The following is a 19,468-nucleotide window of genomic DNA, read 5'->3' as shown; positions in this document are numbered from 1 at the left end:
TCCGGAACCCATCCCAGGACTGACAGACATGTTCCGTACCGCCCTGCGCAATGTGCTCGCGCACAAGGCCAGACTCCTGATGACCGTACTCGCCGTCGTACTCGGCGTGGCCTTCGTCTCCGGCACCCTGGTCTTCACCGACACCCTCGGCAACGCCTTCCGCAACCAGTCGGCCAAGAGCTACGACGATGTCGCCGTCGCCGTCACCACCTACGCCGACCAGCGCGACGACAAGACGGCCGGCATCGACGCCGCCGCACTGAAAAAGCTCCAGGGCCTGGACGGCGTGGACACCGCCACCGGCCGGGTCTCCGGCTTCGCCGGGGTCGCCGACCCCGACGGCAAGCTGATCGGCAACGGCTGGTCCAACACCGGCGGGAACTACTCCCCCGGCAAGAACGGCAAGGACCCCGCGTACACCTTCACCGACGGCAAGGGCCCGGACGCGGCCGACCGGATCGCGCTCGACAAGGAGACCGCGAAGAAGGGCGAGTACCAGGTCGGTGACAAGGTGCGGGTCGCCACGAACGGGCCGGTGAAGGAGTACACCCTCTCCGGTGTCTTCACCACCGAGGACGGCGCGGTCAACGCGGGCGGCAGCCTGGTTCTCTTCGACACCCCGGTCGCCCAGAAGCTGTACCTCAGGGCCGGTGAGTTCCGCGACGCGACCATCTCCGCCGCGGCCGGCGTCTCGGAGGAGAAGCTGCTCACCGACGTGAAGCCGCTGCTGCCCGAGGGCGCCGACGCCAAGACCGGCACGGCCCTCGCCGATGAGCAGGCCAAGCAGATCGAGAACAGTCTGACAAGCCTCAACACGATGCTGCTCGTCTTCGCTGCGATCGCCCTCTTCGTCGGCGTGTTCCTGATCGCCAACACCTTCACCATGCTGGTCGCCCAGCGCACCAAGGAGCTGGCACTGATGCGCGCCGTCGGCGCCTCCCGCCGCCAGGTCAAGCGCTCCGTGCTCCTGGAGGCGGCAGTGGTCGGCGTGATCGCGTCGGTCGTCGGTTTCCTGCTCGGCCTCGGCCTCGCCACCGGGCTGCGCTCGGCGATGAGCCTGATCGGCGGGAAGATCCCGGCCGGTCCGCTGATCGTCTCGCCCACCGCGGTCGCCGCCGCGTTCGGCGTCGGCGTGCTGATCACCGTGCTGGCCGCCTGGCTGCCCGCCCGCCGGGCCGCGAAGATCCCGCCGGTCGCCGCGATGAGCAGCGTCCACGCGGTGGCGACCGTCAAGTCCCTGGTGCTGCGCAACTCGATCGGCGCGGTCCTCGCCCTGCTCGGCGGTGCGGGCATCGTGGCGGGTGCGGCGACCGGTTCGAGCGGCCGCACGCTCATCGGGGTCGGTGCCTTCCTCGCGCTGATCGGTGTGATCGTGCTCATTCCGCTGCTGTCGCGGCCGGTGATCGCACTGGTCCGCCCGTCGCTGAAGCGCCTGTTCGGGGTCTCCGGCAAGCTGGCCGCGCAGAACGCGGTCCGTAACCCGCGGCGCACCGGAGCCACCGCCTCGGCGCTGGCGATCGGGCTCACCCTGGTCACCGGCATCTCGGTGCTGGGCGTCACCCTCGGCCAGGCGATCGACCGGGCGACGACGGACAACATCAAGGCCGACTACATGGTCTCGATGGCGAGCGGCGACCCGCTCGACGAGTCGGCACTCGCCGCCCTGGAGAAGGCCCCCGGTGTCACCGCGGTCTCGCCCCAGCAGGCCGCCTCCTTGGAGGTCAAGGGCGACTACCAGTCGGCCTCCGGAGTCACGCCGGGCGACGTCCAGAAGGTCTTCGCCGTGAACACGGTCTCCGGTTCGCTGGACTCACTGGGCAAGGGCGAGATCGCCGTCGGCGACAAGACCGCGAAGTCGAACGGCTGGAAGACCGGCGACACCCTGCCGGTGACGTTCGAGGACGACAAGAAGGGCACCCTGAAGATCGGCGCGGTCTACGAGCAGAACGAGTTCCTCGCACCGGTCCTGATGCCCAAGAACATCGTGGACGCGCACCAGAGCCGCCCGGAGATCCGCGAGATCTGGCTGAAGACGGACGGCGGCGCCTCGAAGGCCAATGAGCAGGCCCTGATCGACGCCCTGGGCGACAACCCGGCGATGTCCGTCATGGACCAGCAGGACATCAGGGAAACGTTCGGCGGCTTCATCAACCAGGCCCTGAACATCATGTACGGACTGCTGGCGATGGCCCTGGTCATCGCGGTACTCGGGGTCGTCAACACCCTGGCCATGTCGGTCTTCGAGCGCCAGCAGGAGATCGGCATGCTGCGGGCGATCGGCCTGGACCGGCGCAGGGTCAAGCGCATGATCCGGCTGGAGGCCGTGGTCATCTCGCTCTTCGGCGCGGTGGTCGGCGTCGGACTCGGTATGTTCCTCGGCTGGGCGATCGGCGAGACCCTGAAGTCCGACATCCCGGGCTACGCCCTGGTCATTCCGTGGGACCGGATCGGACTCTTCCTGGTGCTCGCCGGGCTGGTGGGCGTGCTGGCCGCGCTCTGGCCGGCCCGCAGCGCCGCGAAGCTGAACATGCTGACGGCGATCAAGACCGAATAGCGGTCGGTGGCAGGTCACAAAGACGCCCGAGGGCCGGTACGCGCAGTCTGGAGCTGCGGGTACCGGCCCTCGGTCCGTCCCGGGTGTCAGCCGGTCGCCGACGCCGTCCAGTCGCGGGCCCGCAGCGGCATGCGGGCGCCGCCGCCCTCCGCCGGGCGCACCACGAGGATCTGGTTGACGCCGATCTTGTTGTGCTCGAAGGAGAGGGCGGAGGCGGCCATGTAGAGGCGCCAGACCCTGGCCCGTCCCGGCGAGGTCATCCGGACCGCGCGGTCCCAGTTCTTCTCCAGGTTGGCGACCCAGCTGCGCAGGGTCAATGCGTAGTGCTCGCGGATCGACTCGACGTCACGTGCCTCGAAGCCGGCTTCCTCGAGGGTGGCCACGGTCCGTCCCACCGGGGCCAGTTCGCCGTCCGGGAAGACATAGGCGTCGATGAATTCGTCCACGTGGTACGCGGACTCGTCCTTCTCGGGGCGGCGGGCGATCTGGTGGTTGAGCAGCCGGCCGCCGGGCTTGAGGAGTGCGTACAGGTCGTCGGCGTATTCGCGGAAGCGGACCGAGCCGACATGCTCCGCCATGCCGATGGACGAGATGGCGTCGTACGGGCCGTCCCTGACGTCCCGGTAGTCCTGGACCCGGATCTCGATCCGGTCGGTCAGGCCCTCTTCCGCGATGCGCTTCCTGGCGTGGGCGGCCTGTTCGACGGAGAGGGTCACTCCGGTGACCCGGGCACCGTACTCGCGGGCCGCGTGGATGGCCATGGAGCCCCAGCCGCAGCCGACGTCGAGGAGGCGGTCGCCCTCCTTCAGCGCGAGCTTGCGGCAGACCAGGTCGAGCTTGTCGCGCTGGGCGTCCTCAAGATTCCCGTCGTCCTCCCAGTAGGCGCAGGAGTAGACCATGGACGGGCCGAGGACCAGTTCGTAGAAGTCATTGCCCACGTCGTAGTGGTGGCTGATGGCCTCCTTGTCGCGGCGCTTGGTGTGGAGGGTGCCGGTGCGGCGGCGTACCTCCTCGGGCGGCGGGGCCGGCGGGAGCCAGGGCCCGGCGAGCTGCAACAGCCCTTTGGCGAAGGCCCGCACCTTCGGGTCGCGGACCGGGTGGACGCTGTCCTTGGCCTCCACGTCCCGGTCCCAGATCAGCGAGGCCATCAGATCCAGGGCCTCGTACAGATCACCTTCGATGTCGAGTTCGCCCGCCACCCAGGCGCGGGCCAGACCCAGTTCACCCGGCTTCCACAGCAGCCGGCGCAGCGCGCGGCGGCTGTGGATGACGAGGACGGGGGCACCGGGCGGCCCCGATTCGCTGCCGTCCCAGGCCCGGATACGGACCGGCAGCCTTTCTCCCAGCAACTCCTCGGCGAGAGCGGTCAGCCGCAATGCGGCGTCTGCCATGGCGCACACCTCCGTGATGGTGTTCCCAATGTGCCCAAACATGTCCAAACATGCCTGCAACCACGCCGAGCACCCGCGGCGCCACGACGAGGTACTGCACCGTCAACAGTCTGCGGAGCGCGCACCATCCCGCTACAGCGCAACGGAACGGCAAAATACCTGTACGACACATGTATCCGTTGACGCACCGCCGTCGGGCCCCGTCACGCGCCCCGTCACGCGGCGGCCGGACACGCCGAAGGGGCCGCCCGCACCACGGATGGCGGACGGCCCCTTCGGGCGTTGTGCACGTACTGCGCGGGCGAGTGGACCCGCGGGCGGACTAGGAGGCCTTGGCCTTCTCGCCCTCGACCTTGGCGGCGGCCGGTGCCGGGGCCGGCTTGGCGGCCTCGTAGAACTCCTCGCGCGGCGTCTCCATGGCGCCGAGCGAGACGACCTCGCGCTTGAGGAACATCGCAAGGGTCCAGTCGGCGAAGATCCGGATCTTACGGTTCCAGGTCGGCATCGCCAGGCCGTGGTAGCCACGGTGCATGTACCAGGCGAGACGGCCCTTGAGCTTGATCTTCATCTTGCCCATGACGATCATCGCAACGCCCTTGTGCAGCCCCAGACCGGCGACCGCACCCTTGTTGGCGTGGCTGTATTCCTTCTGCGGGAAACCGCGCATCCCGGAGATGACGTTGTCACCGAGAACCTTGGCCTGCCGCAGCGCGTGCTGGGCGTTCGGCGGGCACCAGGCGTTCGGGTTGCCGGCCCTGCGGCCGACCATGTCCGGAACCTGGGCGTTGTCGCCCGCGGCCCAGATGTAGTCGGTGCCCTGCACCTGGAGCTTCTCGGAGGTGTCCACGTGACCGCGCGGACCGAGCGGCAGACCGAAGCGGGCCAGCGCCGGGTTCGGCTTCACACCGGCCGTCCACACGATCGTGTTGGAGTCGACCTCGAGGCCGTTCTTCAGCACGACATGACCGTCGACGCAGGAGTCCATGGAGGTCGAGAGGAAGACCTCGACGCCACGGGACTCCAGGTGCTCCCGGCCCCAGGTGCCCAGCTTCGGGCCGACCTCGGGAAGGATCTTGTCGGCGGCGTCGACGAGGATGAAGCGCATGTCCTCGCGCTTCACGTTCGTGTAGTACTTCGCCGCGTCGCGGGCCATGTCCTCGACCTCGCCGATGGTCTCCGCACCGGCGAACCCGCCACCCACGAAGACGAACGTCAACGCCCGGCGGCGGACGTCCTCATCGGTCGTCGAGTCGGCCTTGTCCAACTGCTCGAGGACGTGGTTGCGCAGGCCGATGGCCTCCTCAATGCCCTTCATGCCGATGCCCTGTTCGGCGAGGCCGGGGATCGGGAAGGTGCGGGAGACCGCGCCCATCGCGATGACCAGGTAGTCGAAGGGCAGCTCGTAGGCCTCGCCGACGAGCGGCGCGACCGTGGCGACCTTGCGGTCCTGATCGATGGTCGTGACGCGGCCGGTGAGAACCTCGGCCTTCGGCAGTACGCGTCGCAGCGGGACGACGACATGCCGAGGCGAGATGCTGCCTGCGGCGGCTTCGGGGAGGAAGGGCTGGTAGGTCATGTACGACCGGGGGTCGACGACCGTGACGGTCGCCTCGCCGTAGCGCATCTTCTTCAGAATGCGCCGAGCTGCGTACAGGCCTACGTACCCACCGCCTACTACGAGGATCCTGGGACGCTCCGTGGTGCTCATGCCATCGAGTATCCACCCCCCTCGGAGGGCATGCTCGTGAGCCCCTTCACAAGGTATGCCCCACCCTCTGCTACACTTCGCCGCCCGCGTGACCGAGGTCATGGCACCGGAGGGGAACCACGGTGCAGTGGCGAACGTTGTTCACCGCCTGTGAGCTGGCCCTTGAGCCTCCGAGCCGGGTGAACCACCGCTCCGATTCACGCGCCGGCAACGCGTCCGGAACGGTCCCGTATCGACACGGAACGACCCCGCGAGCGTCCCTGGGTGCCCGTACGGACCAGAACCGCCCCCCACGGGGCCGAATTCCTTGTGAAGAAGTTCACGAACTTCGTTGCGACGTGTCTCGCGAGACACCCTCCGGGTGGCCCACGAAGGCTCAAAAGTGCAGGCCGGAGTGCGCATGAGCACCGCTCTCACACCCTGCCGAAGGCCCCCGCGCGCCTCCCCCGCACGAGCGGACCTACGCGATCGACCAGCCGATTCCGTCGAGGATGTCGTGCTCGCTGACGACGATCTCCTGGGCCCCGGTCCGCTTCATCACGGCGAGCAGGATCAGCGCTCCCGAGGTGATCACATCGACCCGTCCCGGATGCATCGCACCGATCGCCGCACGTTCGGCGTGGGTGGAGGTGACGAGCCGTCCGGTGATCTCCTGGACCTGGTCCAGGGAGATCCGGGAGTGGTGGATCGCCTCGGAGTCGTACACGTCGAGCCCGAGGGCGATCGCGGCGACCGTGGTGACCGTCCCGGCGAGGCCGACGAGGGTGGCGGCCCCGGTGAGCGGGACGCTCTCCTCGGCGAGATCGAGGGCGGCGTCGATGTCGGCGCGGATCGCGGTGATCTGACCGGGGGTCGGCGGATCGCTCACGACACCGTCGTGCACGAGGTGCCGCTCGGTCATCCGTACGCAGCCGATGTCCACGGAGCGCGCGGCCCGCACATGGTCGTCGCCGACGACGAACTCGGTGGAGCCGCCGCCGATGTCCACGACGAGATACGGCTTCGCGAGGTGATCTCGGCCCGCGAGCTCCTTGGTGGCGCCGGTGAAGGAGAACTCCGCCTCCTGGTCGCCGCTGATCACCTCGGGTTCGACGCCCAGGATGTCCAGCACGCCGCGGACGAACTCGTCCCTGTTCTCCGCGTCCCGGGAGGCGGAGGTGGCGACGAAGCGTATCTTCTGCGCCCCGTGCTCCTTGATCACCTCCGCGTACTGGCGGCATGCGGCGAACGTCCGCTCCAGGGCCTCGGGCGCGAGCCGGCCGGTGCGGTCGACGCCCTGGCCGAGGCGGACGATCTCCATCCGGCGGTCGAGCTCGACGAGCTCACCGGTGGACGGGTCCGCGTCGGCGACGAGCAGACGGATGGAGTTGGTACCGCAGTCGATGGCGGCCACGCGAGTCATGAATGCTCCTGTGGAATCAAGCCCCTCCGGCGACCGAGGAGCGGGGTCCGGGGGCGGAGCCCCCGGGAACGGTCAGGCTTCGTCGCCCGCGTCCGCGGACTGGCAGGGCGTCACGCACGGCCCCTTGCTCCACCACTCCGGCAGCATCGCGATCGCCTCGTCGCCGAGCGGGTTCACCCCGGGCCCCGCCGCCAGCGAGTGGCCGACCAGCACGTGCAGGCACTTCACCCGGTCCGGCATGCCCCCCGCGCTCGGGAAGCCCTCGAGGACCTCGATGGCATCGCGCCGGGCGATGTAGTCCTCGTGCGCGGCCCGGTACGCGGCGGCCAGCTCGGGGTCCGTACCGAGGCGCTCGGTCATCTCCTTCATGACGCCGTTCGCCTCCAGCGTGCCGATCGCGGACGCGGCACGCGGGCACGTCAGGTAGTACGTCGTCGGGAACGGCGTACCGTCCTCCAGCCGGGGCTGCGTCTCGACCACGTCCGGGTTGCCGCACGGGCAGCGGTGCGCGATCGCGCGCAGCCCGCGCGGCGGGCGGCCCAGCTGCTGCTGGAACGCGGCGATGTCCGCCTCGGTGGGCGCGGTGGGCTCGGTCTGCGGAGGGGGGGTTTCCATGCCTGCCTAGGTTCTGATCGGGCTGCTCGAACTGCGGTTCTGCAGATGGATGAAGAGAGTCAGTCGCGGTCGGCGCTGTCGACGCCGTCCCAGAGGTTGGAGTGCCATGGCCGGCCGGACTCGTCCGTCTCGCCGTTGCGCTCCTTGACCGCGTCGGGGTCGATCACCGTGTAACCGGTCTCCCCGGGGAGAAGGTAGTGCAGGTGCTTGCGGGCCAGCTGCCGGACGTACGCGTCGTCCTGGAGGCGCGCCTTCTCGTCACGCAACTCCTCGGTGCGGGCCGCGGCCTCCTGCGCCATACGCTCCTGGTCGGCGATCTCGTCCCGCTGCGACACGTACTGCCGCATCGGGTACGCGAGCGCGACCACCAGGGAGCAGACGACGAGGGCGAGGAAGGCCGCCCGGCCGGTGAGCCGGGAGCGGCGGGCCTGACGGCGGTTCTGCGACCGGTAGACGCGGGCGGCGGTCTGCTCGCCGAGCAGCCGCAGCCGGGTCGCGGTGGAGAACCGGTCCCGGTCCTTCGCGGCCATGTCTCCGCCTCCCCATTACGCACGTCCGTCCCCGCACACGGTACGGGACCGAATGCGGGGACGGACGGAGGCCGGGGCCTTCGGCCCTCGAAGGGCCGGTGCTCAGCCCTTGAAACGCGGGAACGCCGAGCGGCCCGCGTACACCGCGGCGTCGTCGAGGATCTCCTCGATGCGCAGCAGCTGGTTGTACTTGGCGACGCGGTCCGAGCGGGCCGGGGCGCCGGTCTTGATCTGGCCGCAGTTCACCGCGACGGCGAGGTCGGCGATGGTGACGTCCTCGGTCTCGCCCGAGCGGTGGGACATCATGCACTTGAAGCCGTTGCGCTGGGCCAGCTCGACGGCGTCCAGGGTCTCGGTCAGCGAGCCGATCTGGTTGACCTTGACGAGCAGGGCGTTGGCGGAGCCCTCCTCGATGCCGCGGGCCAGACGCTCCGGGTTGGTGACGAACAGGTCGTCGCCGACGATCTGCACCTTGGCGCCGAGCTTCTGGGTGATGACGTTCCAGCCGGCCCAGTCGTCCTCGTACAGCGGGTCCTCGATGGAGACCAGCGGGTACGCGGAGACGAGCTCCTCGTAGTACTCGGTCATCTCGGCGGCCGAGCGGGACTTGCCCTCGAACTCGTACTTGCCGTCCTTGTAGAACTCGGACGCGGCGACGTCGAGCGCGAGCGCGATGTCCTTGCCCGGGGCGTAGCCGGCTTCCTTGATGGCCTCGAGGATGAGGTCGAGGGCGGCGCGGTTCGACTCCAGGTTCGGTGCGAAGCCGCCCTCGTCGCCGAGACCGGTCGAAAGACCCTTGGTCTTCAGGACCTTCTTCAGCGTGTGGTAGACCTCGGCGCCCCAGCGCAGGGCCTCGGAGAAGGACTCCGCGCCGATCGGGGCGATCATGAACTCCTGGATGTCCACGTTGGAGTCGGCGTGCGACCCACCGTTGAGGATGTTCATCATCGGAACGGGCAGCAGGTGCGCGTTCGGGCCACCGAGGTAGCGGAACAGCGGCAGGTCCGAGGCCTCGGAGGCGGCGTGGGCGACGGCCAGCGAGACGCCGAGGATGGCGTTGGCGCCGAGCGAACCCTTGTTCTCGGTGGCGTCCAGGTCGAACATCGCCTGGTCGATCAGCCGCTGCTCGGTCGCGTCGTAGCCGACGAGCTCCGGGCCGATCTGCTCGATCACGGCCAGGACGGCCTTCTCGACGCCCTTGCCCTGGTAACGGTTGGGGTCACCGTCGCGAAGCTCAATGGCCTCGAACGCACCGGTGGAGGCGCCGGACGGCACGGCAGCACGACCCGTGCTGCCGTCGTCGAGGCCAACCTCGACCTCGACCGTGGGGTTCCCCCGGGAGTCGAGGATTTCCCGGGCTACGACGACGTCGATGGACGGCACGAGGCATCTCCTTCTGGGATATGACACTGGTTGTGCAGGGTCACTTTGGCCTTGCGACATGAGCCTAACCGGCCCGGCCCACTCAGTCGGACGACCGCCCGTCCCCTGGGACGAAAAAGGACCCAAGGGCGCGCATTGCCGGGCAAACGGTCAGAATTTTACTGGTCAGTAACTACAACAGTTGAACGATCACTCGCGGTCGGCACTCCCTGTGCGACACGCGGCGCCCCCTCTGTGCAGAGGTGACGCATATACAGAGGTGACGCACCGCACATGGAGGTGGCGCGCCGGACAGAGGTGACGTGCCGCGCAGAAACCCCGGCCCGGCGCATACGGGGGGATTGCGCGCCGGGCCGGGGTGCTCAGGGGGGAGAGAGCCCGAACTACTTCGTCAGATGAAGCTGCTGACCCGGGTAGATCAGGTCGGCGTCCTCGACGATGTCCTTGTTCAGCTCGAACAGCTGCTGCCAGCCGCCCTTGACCTTGTGGTCGGCGGCGATCTTGCTCAGGGAGTCGCCGGAGGCGACCTTGTACTCGCCGTCACCCTTCTCGACCTTCTCGCCGGTCGGGGTGGTGACGGTCTTCTTCGACTCGGCCTGCGGGGCGACGGAGCGGTCCGAGCGGGAGGCGGCCGGAGCCTCGGTGCGCTCGGTCTTCTGCGGCTGGGCCTGCTGCTTCGGCGCGGCCGGGGTGCTCTTCTGCTCGGTGGCGTTGGAGCTGGAGGTGGAGTTCGAGGAGGAGCCGGTGTCGACACCCGGGTCGACACCGTCGTTGGTCAGGTTGCCGGCGCCGGCGCAGCCCCAGGCACCCGGACCCTGCATGTCGAGGAGCTTCTCGGCGGTGGCGATCTGCTGAGCCTTGGTGGCCAGGTCGGCACGGGGGGCGTACTGCGTACCACCGGCGGCGGCCCAGCTGGACTGCGAGAACTGCAGACCGCCGTAGTAGCCGTTACCGGTGTTGATGGACCAGTTGCCACCGGACTCGCACTGGGCGACGGCGTCCCAGGTGGCGACGGAGGCGGCGGAGGCGCCGGTCGCACCCATCAGCGGTACGGCGACGGCCGTACCGGCGACACCGGCGAGCGTGGCGATACGGACGGCCTTGGACGGGCGGCGGTGCTTGCCCTTGCTGGAAAACAGCATGGAACTTCTCCTCACCGACGCCTACGAGGTGAGCTGTCGGGTTCGGGCCAAGTGAGTTGCCCGGTCGCACGTCCTAGCACGCGACTTCACCCCAAGCCGGTCCTGATGCGTCTTCCGACGATCGGGTCCGGCGCTTACCTGGGTCCCCCGCTCCTGCCTACGGCGCTTTACGCGTCTGTTCCCTTCGACCGACGGCAGGATTCGGCGTGACGGTCGACGGGGCCCGCGGTGCGAGCGGTTCCGACCGTAAACATACGCAACCCTCACATTCAAAGACGGACACATCGGACAATCTTCCCCTACTTGCATCTGAGGAACCGTCGTTTTCGCAGGTGGGGGCGGTGCAGAAGGGTTACCCGGGCGCGACACGCCAGTTGACGCAAAGAGACCCATGTCTCACTTACACATAAGCGGACATAGGTCTCTGAACTACCCCAGTTTTCGAGGCCCTTTTAACCGATTTTCAGACTGCCCTCATTCGGCCTTCACATCGAGATCGAGGCTCTGGCCAGGGAGGATGAGGTCCGGATCGGAGCCGACGGCATCCTTGTTGGCCTCATAGAGTGCGGACCAACCACCGGAAACCTTCTGTGCGTCAGCAATCGCCCAGAGATTGTCGCCGGGGTGCACGGTGTACGTACCGTCGGCGGCCGGAGCCCCCGCGTCGCGCGCGCCGGCGTCACCGCGGGAGGCATGGCGACCCGACTCGCGGTCACCGCTGTTCGCGTCCCGGCTCCCTTCGGGGGCCGGCGCGCCGCGGTGCTTGCCGCCGACACCGGCGGACGAATCGGGTGAGTCGGGTGAGTCGGGTGAGTCGGGTGAATCGGGCGCCCCGGAGGGCGGAGTGGCCGACGCGGTGGCCGAAGGCTTCGTCGACGTCTTGGCCTTGTCGGCCGACTTGCCGGCGCCGCTCGAGCCCTTCGAGCGGCCCGTACCGCCCGAGGCTCTGTCCGACGGCGTGGCGTCATCGGACGGGGCCGCCGACGCACCGTCAGCCGGCTCCGCGCTCCGCGTCGGCTCGGAGGAGGGCGCGGCCCCCGGGTCGACACCCGGCAGCGTCCCGTCCACCGCGAGGCCGGAGATGACCGCACAACTGGGCCACGCCTGCGGGCCCTTGTCGTCCAGGACCTTCTCGGCCACGGCTATCTGCTGCGCGCGGCTGGCGAGGTCGGCACGCGCGGCGTACGTCTGGCCGCCGTACGCCTTCCAGGTCTCCTGCGAGAACTGCAGGCCGCCGTAAAAGCCGTTGCCGAGGTCGGCGCTCCACATGCCGCCGCTCTCGCACTCGGCCACCCGGTCCCAGGTCGTGGCGTCGGCCGCGTGCGCACCGGCCGCGCCGAGCAGCGGGATGGCGATGGCCGATCCGGTCACGCCCGCGGCGACGACGATGGCGGGTGCCTGACGAGGGCGACGGTGTCTGCCGTTCGCGGAGCCCATGGGGTTCCCTTCGTGTGACTGACGAGTGACTGGTGAGTCGAACGGTGAACCTAGCTGGACTCGAACGTGTGTCACAAGTCGATGCAGCGCAGATCACGTGAAAGTCACAGAGTTGACGGAGCGTCACTTTCTGCCGGGGCGGACCTCGGCGCGAACTCCACGGGCAGAGTGCGCAGTCCACGCATGATGAGCCCGCCGCGCCACCGCAAATCGGTAGATTCCACCGCAAGTCTCAGATCCGGAAGGCGCCTCAGAAGCGTCGCGAGCGCGGTCTGTCCCTCCAGTCGGGCGAGCGGTGCTCCCAGGCAGTAGTGGATGCCGTGCCCGTATCCGAGGTGCTGATTGTCACGCCGTGCGAGGTCGAGCGTGTCGGGGTCCTCGAAGCGCTCCGGGTCGCGGTCGGCTGCGGCGAGTACGACGAGTACGGGGTCGCCGGCCGCGATGTCCTGTCCGCCGAGCGTCAGCGGCTCGGTGGCGAACCGCCAGGTCGCCAGCTCCACCGGGCCGTCGTACCGCAGCAGTTCCTCGATCCCGGTCTCCAGCAGATCGCCCTCCCCCGCGTCGAGGGAGTGCTGCAGCCGCTCGCGCTGCGCGGGGTTGCGCAGCAGTGCGTACACCCCGTTGCCGATGAGGTTGACCGTCGTCTCGAACCCGGCGAAGAGCAGGATGAAGGCCATGGCCGCGGCCTCGTTCTCGGTGAGGTGCTCGCCGTGGTCGCTGGCCCGGATCAGCCCCGAGATCAGGTCGTCCCCCGGGTTCTCCCGCTTGCGGTGGATCAGTTCGGCGAGATAGCCGCGCATCTTCTTCACCGACCTGGCCACCCCGCCGCGCGGGCCGCCGCCGTGGCGGATCATCATGCCCGCCCAGTCCCGGAAGTCGTCCTGGTCCTCGCGCGGGACGCCGAGCAGATCGCAGATCGCGTAGATGGGCAGCGGAAACGCGAAGTCGTGGATGAGGTCCGCCTTCCCCTCCGCGATGAAGCGGTCGATGAGGCGGTCCGTCAGTTCCTGCACCCGCGGCGCGAACTCGGCGACCCGGCGCGGAGTGAACGCCTTGGAGACGAGGCGGCGCAGCCGGGTGTGGTCGGGCGGGTCGATGTTCAGCAGATGCGTCATCAGCTCCGCCTTGCGCTCGCCCGGGATGCCCGTCTTCCCCTTGGCGTGCGCCGGCTCGGCGTGGTGCGCCGGGTTCTTGGAGAGCCGGGTGTCGGCGAGCGCCTGCCGGGCGTCGGCGTACCGGGTCACGAGCCAGGCCTCGACACCGCTGGGCAGCGCAGTCCGGTGCACGGGACTGTGCTCGCGCAGCCAGGCGTAGGCCGGGTACGGGTCGGTGGCGAACTCCCAGGTGAAAAGTTCGGGGGCGCCGGCGGGGCAGGCGGCGGGGTGATCGGCTGGGCGGTCGGCGGGGCTGTGGTTCACCCCCCGACGTTATCCGTTGCCCTCCACCGCCCGGATGGCGTCCCGGTAGGCGCGGCCCGCGGCCCGCAGTGCGGCTTCCGGGTCGACGCCGTCCTGTTCGGCGCGTACGGCGAGGGCGAGGAGCTCGTAACCGATGCCGTCGCCCGTGGGAAGCGCCACATCGAGTCCTGCCGTACGGACCCGGCCGGCCAGTTTCGCCGCGAGCGCCAGTCCGGGCTGGCCGAGCGGGACTCCGTCGGTGACCGAGTCGCGCTGCTTCTCGACGGCCTTGGTCCGCAGCCAGTGGGCGTGCACGTCCTCCGGGGTCTCGGCACTCTCGTCGCCGAAGACGTGCGGGTGGCGGTGGATCAGCTTCTCGACGAGGGTCGCGGCCACGTCGTCGACGGAGAACGGCTCGTCCTCGGCCTCCTCGGCGATCCGGGCGTGGAAGACGACCTGGAGGAGTACGTCCCCGAGCTCCTCGCGCAGCTCGTCGCGGTCGCCGTCCTCGATCGCCTCGACGAGTTCGTACGCCTCCTCGATGGCGTACTTGGCGAGGCCCTTGTGGGTCTTCTGCGAGGTCCAGGGGCATTCGACCCGGATCCGGTCCATCACCTGGACCAGATCGAGGAGCCGGGCGCCCGGCAGATCGTACGAACCGGGCAGCAGCTCCAGGTCCGGCATCTGCACCCGGCCCGAACCGGCGAGCCCGGCCAGCCCGTCGGTCAGCGGCCCGCTGCCCTCGCCGCCCGTGAGAACGACGACGCTCCGGCCGCCCGCACAGGCGTCGACGAGCTCCTGCGCGGTGGGCGCGGAATGCTCGACGCCGACGCCCGCCTCGCGCAGATACGGCAGCTGCGGGTGGTCCTGCTCGGCGCAGAGCACCCGGTCGGCGGCGTGCAGCGTCTGCCAGGCGGGCCAGGACAGGAGTCCCGGCGCGACGCGGTGGCTGGCGGTGAGCAGGACGATGCGGCCGGGGTCTTCAGCGTTCACCGTTCGAATCTACCTCGGTCGGTCCGGTCGCCGTTTTCCGCGGTCTTCTAGGCGCCGGACCCGTCGCCCGTCTCTGCGGGCTTGGTGACCTGGGTGATCCAGGGGGCCTTGTAGTTGGCGAGCTGGGTCTGCTTGTTGTCCCAGGCGCCATAGCGCGGATTGACATCGACCTTCAGTGCCTTCGACGCCTTGCTGAGCGCATCGCCGACGGCCTGCTGCCCCTCGGGCTGCTGCAGGTCGGCGCCGAGTGCCTGGGCCAGCTTCGTGAGCTGGACCTGCTCGCGCAGGACGGCATCGATCTGGCCGGGGGCGACCCAGCTCTGCTGGAGCATCGCCGTCCGCAGCTGCGCCTCTCCGCCGGACTGGGCGGCCGCCGCCTTCCGCATCTGCTGGATCTCGTTGCGGCTGACGGTCACGCCCGCGTCCCGCGCGGCCCGGTCCAGGACCCGGTCGAAGATCATGCCGTGCAGCTTGGCCCGGCTGAGCTGCCCGGACTTGTCGATGAGCTGGGGCGCGTCCTTCGAATCGCGCTGGGCCTCGCGTACGGCCGCCACCTGGCCCTGCAGCGTGGACACCTCGATCCGGTCCCCGCCGACGAGGGCCGCGGCACCCGGGTGGGTCTGGCCGCCGCAGGCGGTCAGGAGTGGGGCTCCGGCGAGCAGTGCGGCGGAGACGGTGAGCGCGGTGCGACGGCGGCGGTGCAAAGGAACCTCCCGGGGAGAGTTTGTGCATCAGTGCACAAGACCTTGCGGTGATCGATGTTAGGCAGTGGATGTGGTTGGGGCCACTGGTTCGACCAACGATTCGGAAGGAGTTGGGGATGTGGGCCCGCTCAGGGGTGCCCGACCGTGCCCGGCGGCGGCGCTCAGGACACGCGTTCGGCCGCCGGGACCTTGCTGTCCGGGCGCAGCATGATCGTGCGCGAGACGACGAATGTGACCGGGATGGCCGCCGCGGCCGCGACCAGCGGCGCGTACCGGCTGCTGAACCCGGCGAGATCGACCAGCAGACAGACACCGCCGGTCGTGATGACGAAGTTGGCGGCGTTGGTGAGCGGGAAGAGCAGGAACTTCCGCCAGGTGGGACGGGTCCGGTAGGTGAAGCAGGAGTTCAGGAAGAAGGAGCCGGTCATGCTCAGAGCAAAAGCGACCACATGGGCGGCGATGTACGGCAGCCAGGTCAGCAGGACGAGGTAGCAGCCGTAGTACGTGCCCGTGTTCACGACCCCCACGAGGGCGAATCGGGCCATCTGTGCCTTGACCGTCATCGGCGTACGAACTCCTGGGGCTCCCGTATCGACTGCGGCGCCGCCTGGGTGTTCGTGGCCTTCACCAGGAAGTGCGGGCGCCGCTTCACCTCGTAATAGATGCGGCCGACGTACTCACCGACCACCCCCACTATCACCATCTGTACCCCGGCAAGGGCCGTGACCACAACGATGAGCGTGACATAGCCGGGCGTTTCCACGCCTTTCACCAAGGCGAATCCGACGATCCAGGCGGCATAGGCGAAGGCGACCGACATCAGCACCATGCCCAGGTATAACGCGGCGCGCAGTGGCTTGTTGTTGAACGAGAGCAGTCCGTCGAGTCCATAGTTGAGAAGCTTCCCGAAGGTCCAGGCGGAGCTGCCCTGCTCGCGGACGGCATTCTCGTAAGCGAAGGTCGTCGTCCGGAATCCGACCCAGGCGAACAGTCCTTTGGAGAACCGGTTGTACTCGGTGAGTTCGAGGACGGCGTCGACGGTGCGCCGGGACAGCAGCCTGAAGTCACCGACGCCGTCGACCAGTTCCACGTCCACCAGGCAGTTGATCAGCCAGTAGTAGGCGCGGGCGCTGACGGTGCGGGTGACGCGGTCGCCCTTGCGGGTGCGGCGGGCGATCACCTGGTCGTAGCCGTCCGCGTGCTCCTGGAGCATCCGACCCACGAGCTCCGGCGGGTGCTGGAGGTCGGCGTCCATGATGACGACCGCGTCGCCCTCGGCGTGCTGGAGGCCGGCCAGCATGGCAGCCTCCTTGCCGAAGTTTCGGCTGAAGGAGACATAGCGGACCCGTGGGTCGGCGGCGGCCAGCTCCTGGAGGATCACCAGGGTCCGGTCCGCGCTGCCGTCGTCGACGTAGACCAGCTGGAATTCATGTCCCAGCCCGGTCATTTCGTCCGTGACGCGTTCATGGAAGCGTTCGAGGATCTCTTCCTCGTTGAAACAAGGCACCACCAGCGAGACCAGCACGGATGTACATCAGCCCGTCCACATGTCGGAACCCGATGCTCCATATGACCGATGAGCGTCCATCAAGTGAACTGCCCTATTTCGGCGCCGAGTTATACGTCCGAGGCTGGCATATTCCTGCGTATGCCGACCTTCCGTCCCCGCCTGTGGGCGGGCTCGCTCGCCGCGCTGCTCACCGTGACCGCCGTCTGCGCGGGTGACGCCGTGGCGCGCAGCTTTCCGTTCGGGCCGCACACGCGCAACGTCAACGACCTGGGCAATCAGTTCGTGCCGTTCCACGCCCGGCTGTGGGACCTGCTGCACGGGAGCACCGACGGCGGAGTGCTGCTCAACTGGTCGTCCGGGTACGGGACGAGCTTTCTGCCGGATCTCGGCACCTATCTGACCAGCCCGTTCGCGCTGCTCGTCGGGGTCTTTCCGCGGGACCGCATCGACCTCGCGGTCTATGTGGTGACGGTCCTGAAGATGGCGTCGGCCGCGGCGCTCACGGCCCTGTTGCTGCTGACGCTGCGCGGCGGGCGCTGGTGGGCGGCGGGGGTGCTCGGTGCTTCGTACGCGCTGTGCGGCTGGTCGGTCGCCGAGGCGTCGTACAACCCGATGTGGCTGGACGGCCTGGTCGCGCTGCCGCTGCTCTGCCTGGCCGGGGAGTGGGCCCGGACCGGGCGGCACCGGATCGCCGCGCCGTTGCTCGTCGCGTTGATGTGGGCGGCCAACTTCTACACGGCCTACATGGCGACGCTCGGGGCCGCTCTGGTCCTTGCGGTCCGGCTCTTCACGGAGCGGGAGGACCGGCGGGCGGTGGTCCGGGGGCTGGTGCGGGCGGTCTGCACGGTCGGGGTGGGTGTCGGTCTCGCGGCGCCCGTCCTGATTCCCGTCTATCTGGGGACGAAGCACGCCTACCCGGGCTGGGACCGGGCGTTCGCGCCCGCCGCCTGGCCCGATGTGCTCGCCCGGCTGCTGCCCGCCACGTACAGCTTCTTCACCCCGGCTCTCTTCCTCGGCACGGGCACTCTGCTCCTGGCCTGCGCGCTGGCCTTCCAGCGGTCCGTGCCACGGCGCGATCGGTGGGCGTGGGCGGGGCTGGTGGCTGTGGTCGCGCTGTCGTTGCAGTGGGGGCCGACGCATCTGCTCTGGCATGCGTTCGCCACACCCAACGGCAGTCCCTACCGGCAGACGTTCGTCCTGGCCGGACTGGTGGTGATCGCCGCCTGGATCTCCGTCTCGTACGACTGGCCGGGGTGGCGGGCGCTCGTCGGCGGGGGCGCGGTGCTGCTGCTTATCGGGGCCGGGGCCGGCTTCAGCGACCTGGTCACGCCGTGGACGTATCCGCTGTTCGCGGCCGGTCTGGTGGCGGCGGTCGGGGCGCTGCTGCTGGTCGGCCGCGGCCGGAGATCGGCGGTCGTCGCCGCCGTGCTGCTGGTCGGCGCGCAGGCCGGGCAGGCCACCGCGACCACCGCCTTCGCCGACCGGCAGCGGCTGAACCGGCTGGACGACTACGCGCCCTGGGGCGAGCGGCAGCGGACCCAGGCGGCGGCGGTCGCGGGCGCCGACGGCTGGCCGCGGTATCGCACGGAACCCGGCCGCGAACAGACCACGGCGAACGATCCGCTGCTGGTGGGCGGGCAGGGCGTCGCGTACTACAGCAGCCTCACCCCCGACGTGCTGACCCGCACCCTGCGTGCGCTGGGCGGCGGGTGGACGTCGAACGGCCGGGCCGTACAGAGTCTCGACAACCCCGTCACAGACGCGGTCTTCTCGGTCGGCGCGCGGGTGCGCATGCCGCGCGATCCCCATCAGGGGTGGAACGCCCCCGACGGCCGGCCGTTGACGGTGAGCCGCGAGGAGGCGCCGCCGCTGGTGACGGTGCGCGGACCGGACGCGCCGGTGCCGTACGGCCGTTCCCCCTTCCGGAACCAGGAGCGGCTGCTCGGTACGACGGTCTACGCGGTGCCGCCGACGATGCTGCGCGCGGCGAAGGGTGGCCCGGCCGCGGACCGGGGGGCGTACGACTACCGGGTGGGGCGCGGTACGTACACACTGACCGCCCGATGCCCGGCGGCCTCCGAGGCCTATCTGTGGGCGCCCGACCTGTTCGGCTCGGCGCGGCTCAGCAACGGCCCGGAGATCCCGTTCCGGGGGCAGCTGCCGCGCCGTCGCGCCCCGATGCAGCGCCTGGGCACGGCGGGCGGGAGCACACCGGTGACGGTCACGCTGACCGCCGCACGCGCCGGGACCGTGCCGCACGAGGCGATCGGCTGCCTGGACCGGTCCCGGCTGGCCTCGGCGGTCGCCGGGCTGAAGCGCACCGGTGCGACCGCCGTCCATGTCACCGCTGACGGCATACGGGCCGAACTGCCGCCCGGCAGCACCGGAACGGTCGTGATCGCCGCGCCCCGGATCGCGGGCTGGAGCTGCCAGGGGCGGCCCGCCGACAGCTATCTGGGCCTGGTCTCCACACCGGCCCCCGCCCGCGGCACCTCCGTCGACTGCACGTTCCGGCCCCCAGGCCTGCGGGCGGGTGCGACGGTGGGCGCGGGCGCGGCACTCGCCCTGCCGGTGGCCGGGGCGTGGGGGGCACGGCGTCGACGCCGGGGTCCGGCCTCCGGGAACTAGCCCACGATCGCGACCGGGGCGTCCCAGGCGTTCCGGTCGATCGTGAGCGTGCCTCCGGTGTGCGTCACCTTCTT

15 protein-coding genes and 1 riboswitch are annotated in these 19,468 nt (G+C 69.6%); of the genes, 2 read left to right on the top strand and 13 right to left on the bottom strand.

Annotated elements, in window-relative coordinates; genetic code table 11:
* Nucleotides 1-28: 28 nt before the first annotated feature.
* Complete coding sequence (locus tag IEZ15_RS27420; RefSeq protein ID WP_189279804.1) at nt 29-2,554, top strand: ABC transporter permease; 2,526 nt, start codon at nt 29-31, stop codon at nt 2,552-2,554.
* 86 nt (nt 2,555-2,640) lie between these two features.
* On the opposite strand, the gene IEZ15_RS27415 is transcribed toward IEZ15_RS27420, so the two are convergent.
* The 13 genes from IEZ15_RS27415 to IEZ15_RS27355 all read right to left on the bottom strand — a co-directional run bounded on the left by IEZ15_RS27415 (nt 2,641) and on the right by IEZ15_RS27355 (nt 16,781).
* Nucleotides 2,641-3,945, bottom strand: a complete 1,305-nt coding sequence (locus IEZ15_RS27415) for a class I SAM-dependent methyltransferase (protein ID WP_189279803.1) — start codon at nt 3,943-3,945, stop codon at nt 2,641-2,643.
* A 322-nt stretch (nt 3,946-4,267) separates the two neighbouring features.
* Complete coding sequence (locus tag IEZ15_RS27410; RefSeq protein WP_189279802.1) at nt 4,268-5,653, bottom strand: NAD(P)/FAD-dependent oxidoreductase; 1,386 nt, start codon at nt 5,651-5,653, stop codon at nt 4,268-4,270.
* Between the two features lie 460 nt (nt 5,654-6,113).
* Nucleotides 6,114-7,055 (bottom strand): Ppx/GppA phosphatase family protein, encoded by a 942-nt coding sequence (locus tag IEZ15_RS27405; protein ID WP_114244910.1) that lies wholly within the window; start codon nt 7,053-7,055, stop codon nt 6,114-6,116.
* Nucleotides 7,056-7,127: 72 nt separating this feature from the next.
* On the bottom strand, nt 7,128-7,670 hold the full coding sequence (locus IEZ15_RS27400) for a DUF501 domain-containing protein (protein WP_114244911.1): 543 nt from the start codon (nt 7,668-7,670) through the stop codon (nt 7,128-7,130).
* A 59-nt stretch (nt 7,671-7,729) separates the two neighbouring features.
* Nucleotides 7,730-8,200 carry an FtsB family cell division protein gene (locus IEZ15_RS27395; protein WP_189279801.1) on the bottom strand — a complete coding sequence of 157 codons (471 nt, stop codon included), beginning with the start codon at nt 8,198-8,200 and terminating at the stop codon, nt 7,730-7,732.
* Between the two features lie 102 nt (nt 8,201-8,302).
* Entirely contained in the window at nt 8,303-9,643 is a 1,341-nt protein-coding gene (gene eno, locus IEZ15_RS27390) for a phosphopyruvate hydratase (protein ID WP_114244913.1), read from the bottom strand.
* Between the two features lie 323 nt (nt 9,644-9,966).
* Entirely contained in the window at nt 9,967-10,725 is a 759-nt protein-coding gene (locus tag IEZ15_RS27385; protein WP_189279800.1) for a LysM peptidoglycan-binding domain-containing protein, read from the bottom strand.
* Nucleotides 10,726-10,728: 3 nt separating this feature from the next.
* Nucleotides 10,729-10,900, bottom strand: a riboswitch (cyclic di-AMP (ydaO/yuaA leader).
* 299 nt (nt 10,901-11,199) lie between these two features.
* Nucleotides 11,200-12,162 carry a LysM peptidoglycan-binding domain-containing protein gene (locus IEZ15_RS27380; protein WP_189279799.1) on the bottom strand — a complete coding sequence of 321 codons (963 nt, stop codon included), beginning with the start codon at nt 12,160-12,162 and terminating at the stop codon, nt 11,200-11,202.
* Between the two features lie 104 nt (nt 12,163-12,266).
* Nucleotides 12,267-13,580 (bottom strand): cytochrome P450 family protein, encoded by a 1,314-nt coding sequence (locus tag IEZ15_RS27375; protein WP_189279798.1) that lies wholly within the window; start codon nt 13,578-13,580, stop codon nt 12,267-12,269.
* Nucleotides 13,581-13,589: 9 nt separating this feature from the next.
* Nucleotides 13,590-14,552: a nucleoside triphosphate pyrophosphohydrolase gene (locus IEZ15_RS27370; RefSeq protein WP_189279797.1), complete on the bottom strand. Its 963-nt coding sequence runs from the start codon at nt 14,550-14,552 to the stop codon at nt 13,590-13,592.
* A gap of 47 nt (nt 14,553-14,599) precedes the next feature.
* Entirely contained in the window at nt 14,600-15,256 is a 657-nt protein-coding gene (locus IEZ15_RS27365; RefSeq protein WP_189279796.1) for a SurA N-terminal domain-containing protein, read from the bottom strand.
* 161 nt (nt 15,257-15,417) lie between these two features.
* A complete protein-coding gene (locus IEZ15_RS27360; protein ID WP_189279795.1) occupies nt 15,418-15,819 on the bottom strand; it encodes a GtrA family protein in 402 nt (133 codons plus the stop codon).
* Nucleotides 15,816-16,781, bottom strand: a complete 966-nt coding sequence (locus tag IEZ15_RS27355) for a glycosyltransferase family 2 protein (protein WP_189279794.1) — start codon at nt 16,779-16,781, stop codon at nt 15,816-15,818. Before IEZ15_RS27355 ends, IEZ15_RS27360 begins: the two co-directional genes overlap by 4 nt.
* 123 nt (nt 16,782-16,904) lie before the next feature.
* On the opposite strand from IEZ15_RS27355, the gene IEZ15_RS27350 reads away from it, so the two are divergent.
* Nucleotides 16,905-19,394, top strand: coding sequence for a YfhO family protein (locus tag IEZ15_RS27350; protein WP_189279793.1), 2,490 nt, complete (start codon nt 16,905-16,907; stop codon nt 19,392-19,394).
* Nucleotides 19,395-19,468 lie beyond the last annotated feature (74 nt).

Origin of the sequence: Streptomyces atratus (assembly GCF_014648655.1) — a bacterium.
In the GTDB taxonomy this organism is placed as follows: Bacteria; Actinomycetota; Actinomycetes; order Streptomycetales; family Streptomycetaceae; genus Streptomyces; species Streptomyces atratus.
The sequence above is the reverse complement of the archived record's forward strand: the minus strand, read 5'-3'. Positions and strand labels throughout refer to the sequence as shown.